This is a genomic window from Streptomyces durbertensis (assembly GCF_014156695.1).
Classification (GTDB): Bacteria; Actinomycetota; Actinomycetes; order Streptomycetales; family Streptomycetaceae; genus Streptomyces; species Streptomyces durbertensis.
Genome location: NZ_WMLF01000007.1, coordinates 14,223 through 34,139, shown reverse-complemented (window position 1 = coordinate 34,139; position 19,917 = coordinate 14,223). Strand labels below are relative to the sequence as shown.

Here is a 19,917-nt window from a genome sequence, read left to right as displayed (position 1 = left end):
GGATACGGCGGCAGCGGCGGCACGGCACCGGGCCCGGGCCCCGAGGCCCCCGTCGCGGACTGGTCGGCTCGCGTGTTCTGGTCAGGAAGCTCGCTCATGCCGACAACCCTCACCACCCGAGATGAAAGCCCCCTGAGAGCACCCTGAGATCCCCGCTGTGATTTCCTCCCCTGCCGCCCCGCCCGCCGGCGCCGTACCGACGTCTCCTTCAGCCATTCGCTTCGCCGTTCCCTGTCCGTACGGGAGGCGTGTCGTCGGACCGTCTGCGGGGCGTGTGGTGCCGGGGCTCTCTTGCGGCACGTGTCCTCCGTGACGGCGAACGGCACGGTCGCGCGGCGGCGGAGGCCGCACCCGGGGATGTGCACCGGACGGGGTGTGGTGACCTGCCGGTCGGCCGCCGTCAGGCCGGGCGGTACGTGCCCGGGGCGACATAGACGGCAAAGCGCGGGGCCGGCCCACCACGGTAGGAGAGGAAGTTCTGGGTCGCCGATTCCGTCTGCGGACCGTCCGCCAGGGCGTGGAGAGCGGCTGCGTAAGGCGCCGGGTCCACGTTCTCCTCACGCATGAAGGCTGCGACGAGGTCGTGCGCGGCCGCGTCGTCGCGGTGACCGGGGATGAGCGGAACATACAGCGTGGCGGTCGGGGTGTCCTGAGCAGAGCTGAAGGACCAGCAGGTGACGGGGGGCTTCGCCCATCCGGACTCGCGGCGTCCGGTGACACGTTCGAGCGCACGGGCGAAGGAACCGGGCAGGTGATCGCGGGCCACAGCGGACTGGGCGTCGATGTCGTCGGCGGTCACGCCGCTGTGCGCGAGGTAGACCTTGCAGCGGGCCTCTCGGCCGTCGGACAGGTCCAGCGCCAGCGCGACAGGCTCGTGCGCGATGCCGTGGACGCCGCCCAGGTGGTCGGCGAGGACGCGCCAGGGGCGCGCCAGGCCCAGCCGGGTCACGGCCTCCTCGGCGCGGGCAGCAGCATGCTCGCGGCCGACGACGGCGGGGTTGAGATAGATCTTGTAGAGCGGGTGTCCGTCCCTCCGCCAGGCGACCGCGTGGGCGAGCGAGAAGTAGCCGCCACGCGGTTCCCGGTCGGTGAAGAGGTCTTCGACGGCGAGATAGCGCTCGATCGAGACTCCCGGGCGGCCGGCGAGGCCGCGGGTGAACGCCCTGCCGTCTTCCTGACGGGCCAGGGGTGTGCCCGGGTGGCTCGGGGACTCGAACGCAAGGCGCAGTTCACTCTGGCCGTCGGCCCAGGCGAACGACACTTCGAAAGGCATACCGTCGATGGCGATCCAGCACGCGCGCTCGGGTGGCTTCCCGGCCGGGAGTTCACCCCAGTCCCCGAGCAGCTCGCGGACCAGGGCGAGTCGTGACCGCAGTTCGCTCTCGCTCGCGCCGAGCGCCTCGCTCCCGCGCCGGACCTTGTCGCAGGCGATGTCGGCGTAGCTGTCGGTCGGTTTGTACCTCCGGGACTCGAAGCGCACGGGACGTCCCACCATCTCGGCGGAGACTCCCGTGTCCGGTGTACGGGCAGCGGATTCCATGGGCTCTCCCTACACGGCTGGGCACAGAACAGGAAAAGCTACGAACAACTGAGCAGGAGCAGACAGGTGCGAACAGAGGGTTCGAGTGATCGGATCGTCTCATCCGGTGACCGCTCGTCGCAGGCATCCAGAAAGGTCAGTTCCGCCATGCACCCGCGAAGCACCTGTTCCGGCCAGTCCTCGTTCCACGTCAAGCACCCCTCGCACGGGGCGAGCAGAGCGGGCCACAAAACGACCGCACCACCTCGCAGGTGCCGCACACACGGTCGCACCTGCGCTTACCCAGGGTCGTGCCGGCCTGTACGAGGTCGGGCCGAGAATGACCTGAAGATCCCCGTCTGCCCTCCCTCGCCGACCGCCCGCTCTCGCGCCTGCCTGAAAGGCGACGGCCGGTGCGTGGGCGGTGCCGTGTCCCGACGCGCCGCTTCCACGACGGCCGTGACCGCCTGAGCGCCTCGCTCGCCGCGTCGGTCTCGCCGGTTGGCCGGGGCCTCCCCTTCAGCGGGTCACCGGCACGGCAACCTCCCGCGCCTCCGCGCCGCACCGCCGAGAGCAAGAGAAAGTGCGATCTTCCCGGCACGGCGCAAAACATGCCGGAACTCGCCCGGTTTTTCCCGCGCACATCCGTCGAAGGTGCGTTTCGGTCAGTTTTCGGCCCGCTTTCGCGCCCCACCATCGCACTCCGCGATCCGGTCGGCCGCCGAGGCTCGCGCCCCGGCAAGACCGGGTCGGAACGCGACCGCACCGCGCATCGACCCCGAACCTCGGCGCGACCGCCCAGGCAGCGACAAGAACGGCCGAATCGACCACGTCGCCGGTCCGCGTCGCCACGTTCTGCGGCATGATCCCCACGTTTCGTCCGATGACGCGTTCACCGGACGAGTGGCTCTGTCTGTCTGCCCTGCCCGCGTACGGCCGTTCCGGAAAGCCCGCGCAGAGGAGTTGACGCTTGTCCGCACAGCACCACTCCCGCCCGCCCCGCCTCTCGGTCGGTGATCCGCGCTCCGGCGCCCCCTCCGGACGTTCCGGCCCACCCGGCGCCGCCGCGCCGCCCGCGACGCTCCCGCAAGCCTTCGCGCGGCAGGCTGAGCGGTCTCCCGACGCGACCGCACTGGTCTGCGGCGCCGTGCCGGACAGGACCATGACGTACCGGGACCTCGACGCCCGTTCGAGCGGCCTGGCTCGGCGGCTTGTCACGGAGGGGGTGGGCCCGGGCGCCACCGTTGCGGTCCTGATGGATCGCTCGGCGGAGCTTGTCGTCTCGCTGCTCGCCATCGTCAAGTCCGGTGCCTGCTACGTGCCGTTGGACACGCAGCAACCCGCGTCGCGGCTGCGGTGGATGGTCGAGCAGACCGGACCCCGGCTGATCCTGACGGACGGGCCCCGTCCGGAGGCGGAGTTCGGCGCCGGACCACGGCTCCTGCGCGTGCCCCTGGAGACATCGGACGCGTGCGAGAAGCACGAGGACCCGGCGTCCCGGGATGTCCCAGCCGACCCCGGTGTCCCCGCCGAACCGCGGCAGCTCGCCTACGTGATGTTCACCTCCGGCTCCACCGGTACGCCCAAGGGCGTGGCGGTGACCCATGAGAACGTCGTGGGCCTGGCCCGGGACCCGGCGTGGCGCGGCGGCGCCCACGAGCGGGTCCTGCTGCACTCGCCGCACGCCTTCGACGCCTCCACCTACGAACTGTGGGTACCGTTGCTGTGCGGCGGGGCGGTCGTGGTCGCGCCTCCGGGCGAACTCAACGCCCGTGGCATCGCCTCGCTGGTCACGACCGCCGGGGTCACCGGACTGTGGGTGACCGCCGGGCTGTTCTCCGTCCTCGCGGAGGAGGATCCGCACTGCTTCCGCGGCGTGCGCGAAGTGTGGACAGGCGGGGACGCGGTCTCGCCCGCAGCCGTCCGGCGGGTCCTGCGGTCCTGTCCCGGGACGGCGGTCGTCAACGGCTACGGTCCTACGGAGACGACGACGTTCGCCACCTGCCACCGGGTCACCGACGCCGCCGGGCCGGGCGCCGTGGTGCCCATCGGTGCCGCCATGTCGGGCATGCGCACCGAGGTCCTCGACCGGCGGTTGCGTCCCGTGCCGCCGGGTGAGGTCGGGGAACTGTACATCGGCGGCTCAGGCCTGGCCCGTGGCTACTGGAACCGCCCGGGTCTGACCGCCGAGCGGTTTGTCGCCGACCCGCTGGGAGAGCCCGGCGCACGGCTCTTCCGCACCGGCGACCTGGTCCGCGTCGGTCCGGACGGTCCGTTGGAGTTCGTGGGACGTGGCGACGACCAGGTGAAGATCCGCGGCTTCCGTGTCGAGCCCGGCGAGGTGGAGGCCGTCCTGGCGGAGCACCCGGGCGTCGCCCAGGCCGCCGTCGTGACCAGGGAGGACCGGTCCGGGCACAAGCGGCTCGTCGGCTACGTCGTCCCCACCGACAAGGCAGGGCCCGAACAGGGGACCCCGCACGCGGACTCGGTGAGCGAGTGGCAGGGAATCTACGACACGCTCTACAGCGACGTCGCCCAGGTACGCCTCGGCGAGGACTTCTCCGGCTGGCACAGCAGTTACGACGGCCGGCCCGTTCCTCCGGAGCAGATGCGGGAGTGGCGCGACACGACCGTGGAGCGCGTCCGCGAACTCGCCCCACGCCGAGTCCTGGAGATCGGCGTGGGTACCGGCCTTCTGATGTCGCGGCTGGCTCCGCGGTGTGACGCCTACTGGGGGACGGACCTGTCCGGCCGTGTCATCGAGGCACTGGCCGGACTGGTGCGCCTGGACCCCTCGCTCGCCGACCGGGTCGAGCTGCGCGCCCGTGCGGCCGACGACATCAGCGGTCTGCCCGTCAACTTCTTCGACACCGTTGTCATCAACTCCGTGACCCAGTACTTCCCCGACGCCCACTACCTCACGGACGTCCTGGCCAAGGCCGTCGCGCTGCTCGTCCCCGGCGGGTCCGTCTTTGTCGGGGACGTACGCAACCTGCGCCTCCTGCGCACCTTCCACACCGATGTCCAGTTGCGCCGCCCGGACCTGCCGTCGAGCCCCGGTGCGCTCCGCGCGGCCGTCGAACAAGGCATGGTCAGGGAGAAGGAACTCCTGGTCGATCCGGCCTACTTCACCGAACTGGCCGGCACCGTCCCCGGCATCGGCGGCAGCGAGGTGCGCGTGAAGCGGGGACGGTACGTCAACGAGCTGACCCGCTATCGGTACGACGCCGTCCTGCGGAAGACCGGGGGCGAAGACGAGCCGGGCATACCCGGTCCTCCCGAACGCTCCGTGCCTCCCGTTCAGGAGCTGCGGTGGGGCCGGGACGTCTCGGACCTGGAATCGCTGGCCGACCGCCTCAACGCCGGACAGCCCGTCGACCTCCGGCTCACCGGCGTGCCCGACGACCGGATCGCACCCGTCGCCGCGGCGCTGCGGGCGCTTGACGGTGCGAGCGACGCCTCGGCCCTGGTCCGCCCACTGAGCGGTGCGGACGATGCCGAGACTCCCGTTCTCGAGAGGCTGCACGAGGTGGCCGCCCGATCAGGACTCCGTGCCTCCGCCCTCTGGTCCACCACCGCCGACCGAACCCTGGACGTCGTGCTGACCCGCCGCCCGCCCGGCGCGCTCGGCCGCACCACCCCGGCACCGGCAGGTACCGCGCTGGTCTCGCTGGTCAACGCCCCCGCGACCATGCGCGACACCGGCGCTCTGCTCTCCTCGGTCCGTGCCTTCCTGCGCGAGCGGTTACCCGAGTACCTGGTCCCGGCCGCCACGGTGGTCCTCGACACCATGCCCCTGACCTCGCACGGCAAGGTGGACCGACGGCGGCTTCCGGAGCCCGACATCCGCTCCGCCGAGGACGGCCGGCCTCCGCGCACCCCTCTCGAAGAGCTGCTGTGCGGGCTGTTCGCCGACATCCTCGGCGTCTCCAGGGTGACCATCGACGACAGCTTCTTCGCCCTCGGCGGCCACTCCCTGTCGGCCACCCGCCTCAGCTCCCGGCTGCGGTCCGCGCTGGGCCTCGAACTGCCGGTGCGCAGCCTCTTCGAAGCACCGACTGTCGCCGGTCTGGCCGAGGCAGTGCGGCGGGCGACCGCGGGCGACCGGCCCCCGCTCCTGCCCGTGGAGCGCCCCGATCGGATACCGCTGTCCTTCGCACAGCGCCGCCTGTGGTTCCTCGACCGGTACCAGGGGCCAAGCGCGACGTACAACGTCCCCCTCGTCCTCGAACTGAAGGGGGAGCTGGACCGGGCAGCTCTCGAAGCCGCGCTCGGCGACCTGCTGGAACGCCACGAGAGCCTGCGGACGGTCTTCCCCGAAACGGCCGGCGTGCCCCGGCAGCTCGTCCTGGAGCGCGCGTCCGCACGGCCGTCTCTGGACATCGGCACGGTAGCACCCGCTGAACTCGACGCGGCGGTGGCCGCGGCGGTGCGCCGCCCGTTCGACCTCGCCAGCGAGGTCCCGCTCAGGGCGCAGCTGTTCACCACGGCGCCGGACCACCACGTCCTGGCACTGACCATCCATCACATCGCCTGCGACGGCTGGTCCCTCGCACCGCTGTGGCAGGACCTCGCCACCTCCTACGCCGCACGGCGTCGCGGTGACGTGCAGAGGAGCACGGAGCCCCTGCCCGTCCAGTACACCGACTACACCCTGTGGCAGCGCCGGCTCCTCGGCGACGAGAACGACCCGGGCAGTCCGGCCGCCCGGCAGATCGCCTACTGGACGAGTGCCCTGGCCGGCCTTCCCGAGTGCGTCGAACTCCCCCTCGACCGGCCCCGGCCGCGGTCCGCCTCCCACCGCGGCGACACCCTGCGCTTCACCGTGGACACCGATCTGCACCAGCGGATCGTGGACCTGGCGGGGCGGTGCGGGGCCAGCCCCTTCATGGTGCTGCACGCCGCGCTCGCCGCCTTGCTGACCAAACTGGGCGCGGGCCACGACATCGCGATCGGCACCCCTGTCGCGGGCCGCACGGACCATGCCCTGGACGGTCTTGTGGGGTTCTTCGTCAACACCCTGGTGCTGCGCGCCGACACCTCGGGCAACCCCGCCTTCCTGGACCTGCTCGCCCGGGTGCGGGAGACCGACCTGGCCGCGTACGCCCATCAGGACCTGCCGTTCGAGCGCCTCGTGGACGCCCTCGCCCCGGCGCGCGGGACGGCCCACCACCCCCTGTTCCAGGTGATGCTCGCCTTCCAGAACGCACCGCGAGGTGCGCCGGAGCTGCCCGGCCTGACCGTCGAGGAGCGCGCGGTGAGCACCGGTGCCTGCCGGTTCGACCTTTCGCTGAGCCTGTGGGAGTCCCGTGACGCCGATGGGCGCCCTCAGGGCATGGACGGGGTGGTGGAGTACAGCACCGATCTCTTCGAACGAGTCAGCGTCAAGCGGCTCGTACGCCGGTTCCTGCGCTTCCTCGACGTGCTGACCGCCGACCCCGGGCAGCGGATCGGCACGCTCGACGCCGTCCTGGCCGACGAACGGGAAAGTCTCCTCTCCCAGGGCCGCGACAGCATGCGCTCCCTGCCACGGCTGCCACTGCCTGATCTCTTCGAGGCGCGGGTCAGGCGCGCACCGGAGGCGACTGCGCTGCTCTTCGACGACGGCACGGGCCCCGCGACGGGCATGACCTACCGGCAGCTGAACACCCGGGCGAACAGGCTCGCCCGGTATCTCATCGGCCGCGGCGTCGGCCCCGAGCAGTACGTGGCCATCGCGCTGCCCCGGACGGTCGACTCGGTCGTCGCCACCCTCGCCGTGCTGAAGGCGGGCGGCGCCTATCTGCCTCTGGACCCCGACCACCCCGCGCCACGGCTCCGGTTCATGCTCGAGGACGTCCGTCCGGCGCTGCTGCTCACCGACTCCGGCACCTCGCGGCACATGCCGGACGTGCCCGGCACGCCCGGCATGTGCCGCGTCGTCCTGGACCGGAGCGAGACCCGGCACGCCGTCGGCCGGTGCCGGGAGACGGACGTCGTCGACGGCGAGCGGGTACGTCCGCTGAGGGACTCGAGCCCCGCGTACGCCATCTACACGTCCGGGTCGACCGGCCGCCCCAAGGGCGTCGTGGTGACCCACTCCGGTTTCTCCGGTGTTGTCGAGGCGCAGCTGCGGCGGTTCGGGGTGACGGCGTCGAGCCGGATCCTCCAGTTCGCGTCACACAGCTTCGACGGGGCCGTGTGGGAGCTGTGCGGCGGGCTGCTCACCGGTGCCACGCTGGTGATGGCGCCGGCCGAACTCACCGCGCCCGGGCCGGAACTCGCCGCCCTGGTCGAGCGGAACGCCGTCACGCACGCGACGCTGCCCCCGGCCGCGTTGACCGTGCTGGAGCCCGCCCAGCTGTCCTCCCTGTCCTCCCTGATCGTCTCGGGGGAGGCGTCGTCCGGGGAGACGGTCCGACGCTGGTCGGCCGGCCGCCGCTTCATCAACGGCTACGGCCCGACCGAGACCACCGTGTGCGCCACCCTCAGTTCCCCGCTCTCCGGTGGCGGTACGCCGCCGATCGGCACGCCCACCGTGGGCGCGAGCACCTACGTACTCGACCGCGACCTGTGTCTCGTGCCTCCCGGTGTCCCCGGCGAACTGCACGTTTCCGGGGCCGGACTCGCCCGCGGCTACCTGCGCCGACCGGGACTCACGGCCGAGCGTTTTGTGGCCGACCCCTTCGGCGCCCCCGGTTCCCGGATGTACCGCACGGGCGACATCGTGCGCTGGAACGGCGACGGGGAGCTGGAGTACCTGGGCCGCGCCGACCGGCAGGTCAAGATCAGGGGGTTCCGGATCGAGCCGGGCGAGGTCGAGGCCGCCCTGTGCGCCCACCCGGACGTCGCTCAGGCCGTGGTCGTCCCGCGCGAGGACAGCCGCGGCGCCACCTCACTCGCCGGATACGTCGTCCCCGCCGGTCACCGGGCGGACCTGAACGGCCGCGAGCTGCGCACCCATCTGGTGGGTCTGCTGCCCGACTTCATGGTCCCAGCCTCTGTGACGGTCCTCGACGCCCTGCCGGTCGCGGCCACGGGCAAGGTCGACCGGGGCGCGCTCCCGGAGCCGGACCCCGCGACGCTGTCGGCGGGCCGGGCGCCGCGCAATCCGCGCGAGCGCATCCTGTGCGAGCTGTACGCCGAGGTGCTGGACGTCCCGCGGGTCACCATCGACGACGGCTTCTTCGCCCTGGGCGGACACTCCCTGCTCGTGCCCCGGGTGATCAGCGGAATCCGCCGCCGCCTCGGGGTGGAGCTGCCCGTCCGCACCCTCTTCGAAAGGCAGTCCGTGGCCGCGCTCCTCGAGGCCGTCGACGGGGTGGACACGTCGGCGGGCGAGGAGCCGGCGGAGACGGCCGCGTCCGGTCCGCCACCGGCCGACCTCGCGGCTGACGCCGTGCTCGACCCGCGGATCACCGTCGGGCCCCGGAGGAACGGGCCGTCCGACGACGCGGCGGACCACAAGAACATTCTGCTGACAGGCGCCACGGGCTTCCTCGGCGCCTTCCTCCTGCGCGAACTCCTCGACCACACGAGTGCCGACGTCCACTGCCTGGTCCGCGCGGACGACGCCGAGCAGGCAGCGGCGCGCATCCGGCGGAGCCTGGCGGAGTACGGCCTGTGGAACGAGTTCACCCGCGGCCGGATCGTGCCCGTACCCGGCAACCTCGACAGGCCCCTGCTCGGCCTCTCCCCGAAGCGGTTCGACGCCCTGGCGGACCTGGTCGACGTCGTCTACCACAGTGGCGCACGGGTCAACGCGGTCGAGCCGTACGCCCGGTTGAGGACGTCCAACGTGTCCGGTACCCAGGAGGTGCTCCGCCTTGCGGCCCGCTCGGCTCCGGTGCCCGTCCACCATGTCTCGACGGCCGCGGTCTCGGTGAGCGCCGACGAGGACCCGGCGAGCCCCGACCCCGTGCCCGAGTCCCGCAGGCTACGCCCGGAGTCCCTCGTGCCGACCGGCTACACGGTCAGCAAGTGGGCGGCGGAGCAGCTCGTGTGGGAGGCGGCCGAGCGCGGACTCCCGGTGAGCGTATACCGGTTCGGCAGGGTGAGTGGACACTCCGTCAGCGGGGCCGGTTCCACCAGGGACGTGCTCTGGCAGCTCGTACGGGCCATGCTTGTCATCGGGGCCGCGCCGAACCCCGGCCCTGCCGTCCCGCCCCCCGTGGTGGACCTGGTGCCGGTGGATCACGCCGTCGCCGCTCTTGTCCACCTCTCCCGCCGCCGCGGCAGCCTCGGTCTGGCGCACCATCTCACGTGCCCCGAACCCCTTCCCTTCGACACGGTCCTCGATCACCTGCGGGCGTATGGCTACCGCCTGGACACCATGGGCGTCGACGACTGGACCCGGGCCCTGCGCGGACAGGCGGACGCCGAGGCGGACCGAACGGCGGGCGCGGGACTCCTCGACGCGGCCGTGCTGCTCACCGACACCCTGCCCGTGCTCTCCCGCCTGGGCCGGATCCGACTCGACCGGACCAACACACTGACCGGCCTCGCGGACTCGGGACCCGTGTTCCCGACCCTGGACAGCAAGCTCATCCATGGCTACGCCGACTACTTCGTCGCTGCCGGCTTCTTCCCGCCGCCCGCTCGCTGAACACCACCGCCACGTCCACCACCCATGGAAAGGCACGCGTCATGAGCAACCCCTGGGACAACACCGAAGGCACCTTCTCGGTCCTCGTCAACGACGAGGGGCAGCACTCCCTGTGGCCGTCCTTCACCACCGTGCCCGCGGGCTGGACCGCGGTCCACGGCCCCGCTTCCCACCAGGAGTGCCTCACCTACGTCGAGGAGAACTGGACCGACATGCGACCCAAGAGCCTCGTCGAGCACTACGACCGGGTCTCGGAGGTGCGGTCCGCATGAGCGAGCAGCGGTCACCCTCACCCCGCGGCTACCCTTTCGGCGAAGCGGTCGCGCTGGACGTCGATCCGCTGTACGCGAAGCTGCGCCGGGAGGAACCCGTCCTCCGGGTCGGCTGCCCCTTCGGCGACGACGCCTGGCTGGTCACGACGTACGCGGACATGAAGACGATCCTCGGGGACCGCCGCTTCAGCCGCGCGCTGGCGGCGGAGCACGACGAGTCCCGCCTCACTCCGCTGCCCATCCACACCAGCATCCTGGGCATGGACCCGCCCGACCACACGCGGCTGCGTCGGCTCCTGACCAAGGTCTTCACCACGCGCCGCGTCGAACTGCTGCGTCCCCGACTCGAAGGGGAGGCACACCGGCTGATCGACGGCCTCCTGGCCCAGGGCCCGCCCGCCGATCTCATGGAGGGGTTCGCGGTTCCCTTCGCCGGCACGGTGGTGTGCGATCTGCTCGGCGTCCCGTTCGAGGACCGTGAGCGGTTCCGCGGCTGGTTGGACGCGTTCTCCGCCACGACCGTGATGACGGAGGAGGAGGTCGAGGCGGACACCGAGCGGCTGCACGGATACATCGCGCAGCTGATGGGCAGCCGTCGTGCGCGGCCGCGGGACGACCTGATCAGCGCCATGGTCGAGGCCAGTGACAAGGAGGACAGACTCTCCGAGAAGGAACTGGTGGAGCTGGCGACCGTGCTGCTCATCGCGGGGCACGAGACGGTCTCGTCGCAGCTCGTCGACTCCCTCTTTGTCCTGTTCACCCACCCCGGGCAACTGGATCTGCTCAAGCACCGGCCCGAGTTGATGCCGACGGCGGTCGAGGAGCTGCTGCGCTACGTTCCGCTCATCTCCCATGTCACCTTCGCGCGCTACGCCACCGAGGACGTCGAACTGAGCGGAACGCTGGTCCGTGCGGGCGAGTCCGTACTTCCCGCCATTCCTTCGGCCAACCGCGATGAATCGGTCTTCGAGAACGCGGACCGCTTCGACCTCACCCGGGAGCACAATCCCCATCTGGGATTCGGCTACGGAATCCACCGCTGCCTGGGCGCGCCGCTGGCCCGGCTTGAAATGCGGGTGGCGCTGGAAACACTGTTCGCGCGGCTACCCGGCATGCGGTGCGCCGTTCCTCCGGGTTCACTGGAATGGAAAGACGGCATGCAGGTGCGGAGCCTGCTGTCGCTGCCGGCCACCTGGTGAATTCCCGGCACGTCCGCGGTACCGCCTCATCCGCGGACCCGACGTTCCGGTCCCTGTGGGGGACTTGACGGGGCTCCTCCCCCCGGACGCGCCGCACCGTCCGCGGGGAAGACCCGGTCCGGACCGTCAGGCGAGCCGCCAGCCGGCGGACCGAGGGCTCATCGCGACCGTGGCCGCGGGGTCGCGATGGGCCACCGGGCCCAGGACGGCGTCGATCCGTGCCATGACCTCGTCGTCCAGCTCGACGCCGGCCGCCTTGACGTTGTCGGTGATCTGCTCGGGCCGGGACGCACCGAGCACCGCGGCGCTGACGTTCGGGTTCTGGAGTACCCAGGCGAGGGAGAGTTGGGCGACCGTCAGGCCGCCGTCGGCGGCGATCGGCCGGAGCCGCTGCACACGGCTGAGGACGTCGTCATTCAGCCAGGAGGCGAGTTCCGCCGAGCCGTCGTTCGAGTCCGTCGCCCGGGAGCCCTCAGGCCACGCGCCGCCCGGCAGGTATTTGCCGGTCAGTACACCCTGGGCCAGCGGCGACCAGACGATCTGCCCGACGCCGAGCTCCTCGCAGGCCGGGATCACCTCGGCCTCGGGCACCCGCCACAGGGCCGAGTACTGCGGCTGGTTGGACACCAGGGGTACCTTGAGCTCCCGGGCGAGTGCGTGTCCGCTCCTGATCTGGTCCGCGGTCCACTCGGAGACACCGATGTAGTGCGCCTTGCCGGAGTGCACCACGTCGGCCAGCGCTTCCATGGTCTCCTCGAGCGGGGTCGAGAGGTCGAAACGGTGGGCCTGGTAGACATCCACGTGGTCCATGCCGAGGCGACGCAGGGAATGATCGATCGACTCCCGTACGTGCTTGCGCGAGAGCCCCATGTCGTTGCGGCCGGGCCCTACCGGCGCGAAGACCTTGGTGAGGATCTCCAGGCCCTCCCGACGCTCGCCCTTCAGCGCCCGGCCGAGGGACTCCTCCGCACGGCCGCCCGCATAGACGTCGGCGGTGTCGAAGGTGGTGATTCCGGCGTCAAGCGCGGCGCGCACACAGGCGTGTTCGGTCTCTTCGCTTTCCGATGAACTCCGGGTCAACCAGTTTCCGTACGCGATCCGGCTGACTGTCAAACCACTGCGTCCCAGATGGCGAAAGTCCATCATCCCAGATTAGCAATGTAGTTGGGACTCCCGCTCCGTGCTGATCAGCGAATTCCGGACAGCGTTCGTGCCGTTGCCGCGCGCCCAGCGGCCGGCGGGGCTCACGCGGCGGCGTTCCGACGTCGGCGGGGCAGGCCCGTGAGCGGATTCCGCGGCGGAGCCGGCGCAGCCCGTCCTGAGAGCAGGGACGAGCGGCGGCCGGATCGCGACACCGGGTCCGGGGCAGCGCTCCGGGAAACGGGAAGGGGTGCGGTTGGCGGCAGGTCCGCCGGTAGGTGTCAGGCGCAGCCGCAGCTGCGGCGGATCACCAGGGCGGAGGGGAACTGGCGGAGGCGGTCGCGGCGGGTGCCGGAGACGCGGAGGCCGTCGTCGAGGAGGAGGTCGACGGCGGCGCGTGCCATGGCGGGGCGGTCGGAGGCGACGGTGGTGAGGGGCGGGTCGGTGAGGGCGGCTTCCTTGACGTCGTCGAAGCCGGCGACGGCCAGTTCGCCGGGCACGTCGACGCGCAGTTCGCGGGCGGCGCGGAGGACGCCGATGGCCTGGTCGTCGGTGGCGCAGACGATGGCCGGGGGGCGGTCGGGGCCGGCGAGCAGGTCGAGGGCGACGCGGTAGGCGTCGTAGCGGTTGTAGGGGGCCTGGAAGAGGCGGCCCTCGGTGGAGCGGCCGGCTTCGCGCATCGCGCGGCGCCAGCCTTCGACGTGGTCGGTGACCGGGTCGCCGACGACGGGGGTCTCGTCGACGCCGCCGAGGCAGGCGACGTACTCGTGGCCGTGTTCGAGGAGGTGGCGGGTGGCGAGGTGGGCGCCGCCGATGTCGTCGGTGACGACGGCGACGTCGTCGATGGCGTCGGGGCGGCGGTGCAGGAGCACGACGCGCGCGTCCCAGGCGTCGATCTCGGCGGCGGCGCGCTCGCTGGGGCCCTGGCTGACGAGGATGAGGCCGGCGACCCGCATGCCGAGGAAGGCGCGCAGGTAGTGGACCTCGCGGTCGTCGAGGTAGTCGCTGTTGCCGACGAGGACCATCTTGCCGCGTTCGGCGGCGGCCTGTTCGACGGCGTGTGCCATCTCGCCGAAGAAGGGCTGCCGGGCGTCGGGGACGATCATGCCTATGAGGTCGGTGCGGCGGGAGGCCATCGCCTGGGCGACGCGGTCGGGCCGGTAGCCGAGTTCCTTGATCGCGGCCAGGACGCGTTCCCTGGTGGCGGGCGCCACCGGCCGCGGGCCGTCGTTGATGACATAACTGACCACCGCGGTCGAGGTACCCGCCAGTCTTGCCACGTCATCCCGCGTCACCTTCGCCACGTCGGGCAGTCTACGCGTGGTGACCGCCGGATGGCTGCCCCGCGCGGTGTGATCGTCGTTCCGCGCGGGGACGGGCGTCAGCGGTTGCGTGCGGCAGTGTCCCTGGAGGTCGTGCGGCCGGAGACGGCCTCCTGCGCGACCTGTTCGGCGGCCTTGGTGACGGCCTTGGCGTCGGCCTCGGCCTTGCGCTGCTCGGCGGTCTTCTCCGGCTTCTCCGGGGAGACGAAGCGGTAGCCGACGTTGCGGACGGTGCCGATCAGCGACTCGTACTCGGGGCCGAGCTTGGCCCGCAGCCGCCGTACGTGCACGTCGACGGTGCGGGTGCCGCCGAAGTAGTCGTAGCCCCAGACCTCCTGGAGGAGCTGGGCGCGGGTGAAGACCCGGCCCGGGTGCTGGGCGAGGTACTTCAGCAGCTCGAACTCCTTGAAGGTCAGGTCCAGGACCCGGCCCTTGAGCTTGGCGCTGTAGGTGGCCTCGTCGACGGACAGGTCGCCGTTGCGGATCTCCATGGGGCTGTCGTCGCTGACCTGCTGGCGGCCGGTGGCCAGCCGCAGGCGGGCCTCGACCTCGGCCGGCCCGGCGGTGTCGAGGATGACGTCGTCGACGCCCCACTCGGCGGTGACGGCGGCCAGGCCGCCCTCGGTGACGATGAGGATCAGCGGGCAGCCCGGGCCGGTGGAGCGCAGCAGCTGGCACAGGGAGCGGACCTGCGGCAGGTCGCGGCGGCCGTCGACGAGGACGACGTCGGCGCCGGGGGTGTTGACGAGCGCGGGCCCCTCTGCGGGGGCGACACGCACGTTGTGGAGGAGGAGCCCGAGAGCGGGCAGTACTTCGGTCGACGGCTGGAGCGCGTTGGTCAGGAGGAGTAGCGAGCTCATGACGGTGAGTTCCTTCCTCGGTCCCGTCGAGGACGTGGAGTCGGCTCGGGCGCGGGGACGCGTCGTCGCGGCCGCCGGCCTGAAAGCGCGAAAGGACCCGGAGGCGTCGTCGCCCGGATCCTTCTTAGTGCAGCACCCTAGCGCGGATGGCGCCCGCGCACAGCGGGACGTAGGTCACGCTCCCCCCTGCCACACCCCGTGAAACGCGGCCTGAACTGGGGATTCCCCGGATGTCGAAAGAGGGGGGCGCACGGATGCACTGTCCGTCATACGGACACGTCATGATGGGGGCGGCACATCACACGGCTGGGAGAGAGATCGATGCCCGCACAGGGGACCATCCGCTACTGGGCGGCGGCGAAGGCCGCCGCCGGGGTGGCGGAGGAGGCCTATGACGCCGCCACCCTCGCCGACGCCCTGGCGCAGGCCGGGGAGCGGCACGCCGCACGGCCCGAGTTCGCGCGGGTACTGCGGCGCTGCTCGTTCCTGGTGAACGGCGACCCGGTGGGCACGCGCGCACCGGAGTCGGTGACGCTCACCGACGGCGGCACGGTCGAGGTGCTTCCGCCGTTCGCCGGGGGCGCCCGGTGAGCGAGCGACGACGCAGGGCGGCGGGGCCGGACAGCTCCCCGGCAGCCGAGCACCAGACGGGCGGCGGCTCGGGCAGCGGTTCGGGCGGCGGCTCCCGTGGCCGGAGGCGTCGCGGCGCCTCTTCCCCCTATCGGGGGATCCCCGGCCACCCGGACCACCGAACGGGTGATCCGATCATCCCGCCGGGGCTGCAGCCGGCGGCGCTGACGGCCGCGCTGGCGCTGCTGGTCGCCGGCACCGCGCAGCTCGGCCGGCCCGCGCTGACCGTGGCGGTGCTGCTGCTCCAGGCGGTGACCGCGGCCGGCTGGTACCGGCTGAACGGCATGTGGCCGGCCCGGCAGGGCATCGCGCTGGCGTTCCTCGCCGGTGTGACGGCGGACGTGCTGCTGCTCGTCGCGCCGCGCGACCAGGCCGCGACGGCCGTGGTCGGCGGTCTCGGCATCTGGATACTGCTGGTCCTCGTCCTCCAACTGCGCAACCACTCGGGTCCGGACGAGCGTCTGTACGCGTTGACTGCCGCCGTCGGCGCGACCGTGGTGACCGTGCTCGCGGCCGGCTATCTGGCCGCCGAGCCGGTGAGCACGGACGTGGTGGTCGTCGGCGCGTTCGCGATCGCGGCGGCCGTGCTGGCGCGGGCGCTGCCCCTGCCGGGGGCGCTGTCGCTTCCGGTGGCGCTGCTCGCCGGTGCCGGTGCGGGGGTCGCGGGCGGCGGGCTGACCGGCCTGGGCACCCCGGCGGTGCTGGTCGGCGCGGTGGCCGGCGGCTGCGCGTTGGTGGGGCTGCGGGTCGCCAGCTACGACTGGCCGTCGCGGTTTGTCCATCTGACGGCGGGGGTGGCGCTGCCGCTGGCGCTGGCCGCTCCGGCAGTGTACGTGCTGGGCCGCGCCGTCGGCTGACCGGCGGCCGCTCGGGGCGGGCACGTCCGCCCGGGCACGTCCGCCCGGGCACGTCCGCTGGTCCCGGGGCCGGGCGGCGCGGTCACGTTAGGATCACGGACCGGTCCACGGGGGACCGGACCGGCGGACGCCCGTCCACGGCTTCCGTCGTCGAGGACCTGTTCACGAGGGGGAAGCGAGAGGCATGCGAGCACTCCGGATCACGCTGATCGTGCTGCTGGTCCTGGCCGGGCTGTTCACCGGCGCGGACCGGCTGGCGGTCAAGCTGGTCGAGGACCGGATGGAGGACCGGCTGGCGGCGTCGCAGAACGCGTCCGGCGCCGAGGTGAGCATCAAGGGCTTCCCCTTCCTCACCCAGGTGGCGGCGAAGCGGCTCGACGCCGTCGACGCCCGGCTCACCGGCCTGACCACCCAGTCGGGGGGCCAGGCCCTGCGGGTGAACGAGTTCGAGATCCAGGCCCGGGACATCAACGTCAGCGGCGACTTCAGCTCGGCCGTGGCCTCGTCGGCGACCGGCACCGCGCATCTGACCTACCGGGATTTGACCGACGCCGCCGACGAGGGCATCACCGTCGGCTACGCCGGCGAGACGGCGGAGGGCGAGGCGAAGGTGCGGGTGACCGGCAAGCTGGCCCTTCCGCTGAACCAGCAGTTCGAGCGCTCCACGACCAGCACGATCACCGTGGAGAACGGCGACACCCTGCGGCTGCGGGCCGACGCCATCCCGGGCGCGGGCGTGCCGGGGCTGGAGGACCTGGTCCGTCGGAAGATCGACTACACCCGGCAGATCGACGGGCTGCCCGCCGGCGTGGCGCTGACCTCGGTCACCGCCGACAAGGAGGGCGTGGACCTGCATTTCACCGGCCAGGACGTCGCCGTCACCGGCTGACGCCGCCCGGCCGACCGCGCCCACCCGCGAACCGCCGGGGCGCCGGGGCGCCGGGCACGGCGTGTACGGGAACGGCGGCCACTCCCCCGAGGCGTGGCCGCCGTTCCGACGTGGGGGGGGTCCCACAGCTCCGACGACCGGGCGGCGGGAGGTGTCCCGCCGTCCGGCGTGCCGGAGCCGGAGGCCACTCTTCGGCACCCGTGCGGTGTGCGGAACCTCAGAGGTGTGAGGGTCCCCCGGCGGGCGCGCCCCGGTAGCGTGTGACCGGTCGGGCTCCGCGGGCCCCGTCTCCCGACAGCTCACGGTCTCAGCAACTCACCGCCCACTGGTGGGAGTTCGTCAGCACGTCCCCGTCGACGTTCATCCGCCGGCCGTTCTCCACGCAGCCGAGGGGTTTCCTGAAATCGATCTCCCCGAACCAGTTGACGTCGACGAAGGTCTCACCGTCCTCGACGCCCTTGCCGTTGTTGAAGACGGACCGCACGGGCCGCGTCTTTGTCCAGTAGCACGTGAGGTCACCCTCGTTCCAGTCGGCGTCGTTGCCGTACCAGGCGCACATGTCGCCCTGGCCGTCCGGCTCGGGGAAGAAGCACACGTTGCCCCTGGCGCAGCGGTCGTAGCCGACATGGTCGGAGGGGTCCTCGCGCAGCGCGGTGAGGAGTCCGACGGTGACGGTGACCGCGAGGGCCGCCGCGCCTGCCGCGAACAGCGGGCGCGGGACGCGGCGGCGCGGGCGCAGCCTCGGCAGCCGCGGCGACGGCTCGGTGCCGGCTGCCGCCTCGACCCGGCGGAGCAGCGAGACGGTGTCGTGGCGGGCGCGTTCGGCGTGGGTGCGGGCGAGGCAGTCGGTGACGATCGGCCGCCACTCGGCGGGGAGTTCGGGCGACAGGCGCAGTTCCTCGACGCCGCGCGCGTACCGTACGGCGGCGTCCCGGCGGGCGGACGGTGTGCCGCCGGGGAACGGCATGGTGCCGGTGAGCGCGAGGTGGGCGAGGACGCCGAACGCCCAGATGTCGGCCGTCGGTCTGATCTGGTGGCCGCGTTCGCCGAACTCCGCCCAGGCCAGTTCGGGCGGGGTGTAGTCGGGGGTGGCGAACGCCGGCGAGTAGCCGTGGGTGCCTTCCAGTTCGACGGCGAGGTTGAAGTCGGCGAGCCGGACCGATCCGGTGCCGGAGTCGCCGTCCGGGACGAGCAGGACGTTGGCCGGTTTGAGGTCGCCGTGCACCCAGCCCGCCCGGTGCAGTTGGGCCAGACCCTCGCAGACCTCGGCGAGGAGCCGCGCGGGCACGGGGGCGGGGCGGCGGTCGAGCAGCGTGTCGAGGGAGCCTTCGGCGCGTTCCAGGACGAGGACGGTGGCGCCGTCGAGTTCGGGCGACCCGGGGTCGTCGACGGTCAGGACCTGGTGCATGCGCACCAGCCGTGGGTGCCGCAGCTTCTTCAGCAACTCGACCTCGCGGTCCGCGAGTTCACGCAGGTGGCGGAGTTGGCGCGGGGTGCGGGTCCCGGTGGGGAGGAACTTCAGCGCCGCGTCCTGGGGCAGGCCGTCGGGCACGTCCCCGGCCGGCTTCCCCGGGGGCGCGGCGAGGCGGGCGGCGTAGACGCTGCCGAACGCCCCCGAGGCCAGCGGCTCCCGGACCTCCCAGGGGCCGACGCGGTATCCGTTCGGGATCTCCAGGTCCATCAGTCGGTCCTCCCGTCGAGAAGTGCGAGGTCCTCCTCGCGGACGAGGTCGAAGCGCAGGGCCAGCGACACGACCGTCTCCTTCTTGCCGTTCAGTCGCGGCCCGCCCTCGGCGGCGTCCGGCCCCGGTTTCAGACGTAGTTTCACGGCCAGGTAGTCGGTGTTCCACTGCACCGAGGTGCGGTTGACCGACGGCCATACCGGGCGCAGGCGGCGCACGATCTGCTCCACGGTGGGCAGCGGCGCGTGCGATGCCCCGCGCAGCCTCGCCTCGCAGAGCGCGGCGAGCACGAGGAAGTAGCGGGTGGAGCGGTCGAGCGGGAAGGCGGGGACGGTGGCCCCGTCGTAGCCGTCCGAGTCCCGCTCCAGGTAGTCGTGGCGCGGCGCCCACACGTCGAAGCCGAGCAGTTCGCTCTCGGCCGGGAGCACCAGCCGGGCGAACTCGAACGGCACGGGCGCGTCCACCCGCCCCGGCGCGATCTTGACGTGTTCCCCGGCGCCCTCCGGGTTCTCCACGACGTAGGTCTGGGCACGGCTCGCGTTGGTGAGCGTCCAGAACGGCCCGGTGGCGGTGATCGTCCCGGCGATCCGGGAGACCCCGGGGTGCGGGATGGTGAGGGTGGGCGACGAGCGGGTGCCCGGCGGCACGGCACGGCCGAAGGTGAGCGTCTGGCCGGGTTCGAGTCTGAGCTGCGCGGAAGGGCCCGACGTGGTGTCGGGCACGACGATGACACTGAACATGTGGTGTAGGTCCCCCTTGGTCAGGACCGATTTTCCCCCGGGCCCGGGCCCGGCGTGAAGCAGGGCGACGGCGGGTCGACACGGACGTCCGGATTCCGCCAGCGGCGCCGGACCGGCGGGCCGCCGGCCTCCGCGCGAGGACCGGAAGCGGTTGCCGCGACCGGTCGCAGCGGTGGATCATGGGCATGCTCGTGACAGCCAGCGGGTCTCAACGGGGGTGTGGG

At 72.3% G+C, this 19,917-nt stretch carries 12 protein-coding genes; 6 read left to right on the top strand and 6 right to left on the bottom strand.

Features of this window, described 5'->3' with window-relative positions:
- Positions 1 to 400: 400 nt before the first annotated feature.
- Positions 401 to 1,540, bottom strand: a complete 1,140-nt coding sequence (locus GL263_RS01120) for a tryptophan dimethylallyltransferase family protein (protein WP_182853615.1) — start codon at positions 1,538 to 1,540, stop codon at positions 401 to 403.
- A gap of 949 nt (positions 1,541 to 2,489) precedes the next feature.
- Here GL263_RS01120 and GL263_RS01115 point away from each other — a divergent pair.
- Genes GL263_RS01115 through GL263_RS01105 form a run of 3 tightly spaced genes read left to right on the top strand, consistent with a single transcriptional unit; the run spans position 2,490 to position 11,574 of the window.
- Positions 2,490 to 10,103, top strand: a complete 7,614-nt coding sequence (locus tag GL263_RS01115; protein ID WP_182853614.1) for a non-ribosomal peptide synthetase — start codon at positions 2,490 to 2,492, stop codon at positions 10,101 to 10,103.
- A 41-nt stretch (positions 10,104 to 10,144) separates the two neighbouring features.
- Entirely contained in the window at positions 10,145 to 10,375 is a 231-nt protein-coding gene (locus tag GL263_RS01110; protein ID WP_182853613.1) for an MbtH family protein, read from the top strand.
- Positions 10,372 to 11,574: a cytochrome P450 gene (locus tag GL263_RS01105; protein ID WP_182853612.1), complete on the top strand. Its 1,203-nt coding sequence runs from the start codon at positions 10,372 to 10,374 to the stop codon at positions 11,572 to 11,574. The genes GL263_RS01110 and GL263_RS01105 overlap by 4 nt, the downstream gene beginning before the upstream one ends.
- Positions 11,575 to 11,700: 126 nt before the next feature.
- Here the strand turns inward: GL263_RS01105 and GL263_RS01100 are convergent, their stop codons facing one another.
- The 3 genes from GL263_RS01100 to GL263_RS01090 all read right to left on the bottom strand — a co-directional run bounded on the left by GL263_RS01100 (position 11,701) and on the right by GL263_RS01090 (position 14,896).
- Positions 11,701 to 12,717: an aldo/keto reductase family protein gene (locus GL263_RS01100; RefSeq protein ID WP_182853611.1), complete on the bottom strand. Its 1,017-nt coding sequence runs from the start codon at positions 12,715 to 12,717 to the stop codon at positions 11,701 to 11,703.
- A gap of 278 nt (positions 12,718 to 12,995) precedes the next feature.
- On the bottom strand, positions 12,996 to 14,018 hold the full coding sequence (locus GL263_RS01095) for a LacI family DNA-binding transcriptional regulator (protein WP_182853610.1): 1,023 nt from the start codon (positions 14,016 to 14,018) through the stop codon (positions 12,996 to 12,998).
- Between the two features lie 77 nt (positions 14,019 to 14,095).
- The gene (locus GL263_RS01090; protein WP_228455994.1) at positions 14,096 to 14,896 is read right to left on the bottom strand and encodes a response regulator transcription factor; all 801 of its coding nucleotides are present in this window, start codon (positions 14,894 to 14,896) and stop codon (positions 14,096 to 14,098) included.
- A gap of 321 nt (positions 14,897 to 15,217) precedes the next feature.
- Between GL263_RS01090 and GL263_RS01085 the strand changes: the two genes are divergently transcribed.
- The 3 genes from GL263_RS01085 (at position 15,218) to GL263_RS01075 (ending at position 17,272) form a co-directional block, all read left to right on the top strand.
- The gene (locus GL263_RS01085; RefSeq protein ID WP_182853609.1) at positions 15,218 to 15,487 is read left to right on the top strand and encodes a MoaD/ThiS family protein; all 270 of its coding nucleotides are present in this window, start codon (positions 15,218 to 15,220) and stop codon (positions 15,485 to 15,487) included.
- Positions 15,484 to 16,383 (top strand): hypothetical protein, encoded by a 900-nt coding sequence (locus GL263_RS01080; protein WP_182853608.1) that lies wholly within the window; start codon positions 15,484 to 15,486, stop codon positions 16,381 to 16,383. The genes GL263_RS01085 and GL263_RS01080 overlap by 4 nt, the downstream gene beginning before the upstream one ends.
- A gap of 184 nt (positions 16,384 to 16,567) precedes the next feature.
- On the top strand, positions 16,568 to 17,272 hold the full coding sequence (locus GL263_RS01075) for an LmeA family phospholipid-binding protein (RefSeq protein WP_182853607.1): 705 nt from the start codon (positions 16,568 to 16,570) through the stop codon (positions 17,270 to 17,272).
- A gap of 307 nt (positions 17,273 to 17,579) precedes the next feature.
- Here the strand turns inward: GL263_RS01075 and GL263_RS01070 are convergent, their stop codons facing one another.
- Together GL263_RS01070 and GL263_RS01065 are read right to left on the bottom strand one after the other, a co-directional pair.
- Positions 17,580 to 18,953 carry a serine/threonine-protein kinase gene (locus GL263_RS01070; protein WP_182853606.1) on the bottom strand — a complete coding sequence of 458 codons (1,374 nt, stop codon included), beginning with the start codon at positions 18,951 to 18,953 and terminating at the stop codon, positions 17,580 to 17,582.
- A complete protein-coding gene (locus GL263_RS01065) occupies positions 18,953 to 19,693 on the bottom strand; it encodes an FHA domain-containing protein (protein WP_182853605.1) in 741 nt (246 codons plus the stop codon). Before GL263_RS01065 ends, GL263_RS01070 begins: the two co-directional genes overlap by 1 nt.
- Between the last annotated feature and the right edge of the window lie 224 nt (positions 19,694 to 19,917).

Excerpts from the sequence above, each read along its gene's own strand:
- GL263_RS01120 (WP_182853615.1), bottom strand. The coding sequence starts at position 1,540 with ATGGAATCCGCTGCCCGTACACCGGACACGGGAGTCTCCGCCGAGATG.
- GL263_RS01110 (WP_182853613.1), top strand. The coding sequence starts at position 10,145 with ATGAGCAACCCCTGGGACAACACCGAAGGCACCTTCTCGGTCCTCGTC.
- GL263_RS01105 (WP_182853612.1), top strand. The coding sequence starts at position 10,372 with ATGAGCGAGCAGCGGTCACCCTCACCCCGCGGCTACCCTTTCGGCGAA.
- GL263_RS01100 (WP_182853611.1), bottom strand. The coding sequence starts at position 12,717 with ATGGACTTTCGCCATCTGGGACGCAGTGGTTTGACAGTCAGCCGGATC.
- GL263_RS01090 (WP_228455994.1), bottom strand. The coding sequence starts at position 14,896 with ATGAGCTCGCTACTCCTCCTGACCAACGCGCTCCAGCCGTCGACCGAA.
- GL263_RS01085 (WP_182853609.1), top strand. The coding sequence starts at position 15,218 with ATGCCCGCACAGGGGACCATCCGCTACTGGGCGGCGGCGAAGGCCGCC.
- GL263_RS01075 (WP_182853607.1), top strand. The coding sequence starts at position 16,568 with ATGCGAGCACTCCGGATCACGCTGATCGTGCTGCTGGTCCTGGCCGGG.
- GL263_RS01070 (WP_182853606.1), bottom strand. The coding sequence starts at position 18,953 with ATGGACCTGGAGATCCCGAACGGATACCGCGTCGGCCCCTGGGAGGTC.
- GL263_RS01065 (WP_182853605.1), bottom strand. The coding sequence starts at position 19,693 with ATGTTCAGTGTCATCGTCGTGCCCGACACCACGTCGGGCCCTTCCGCG.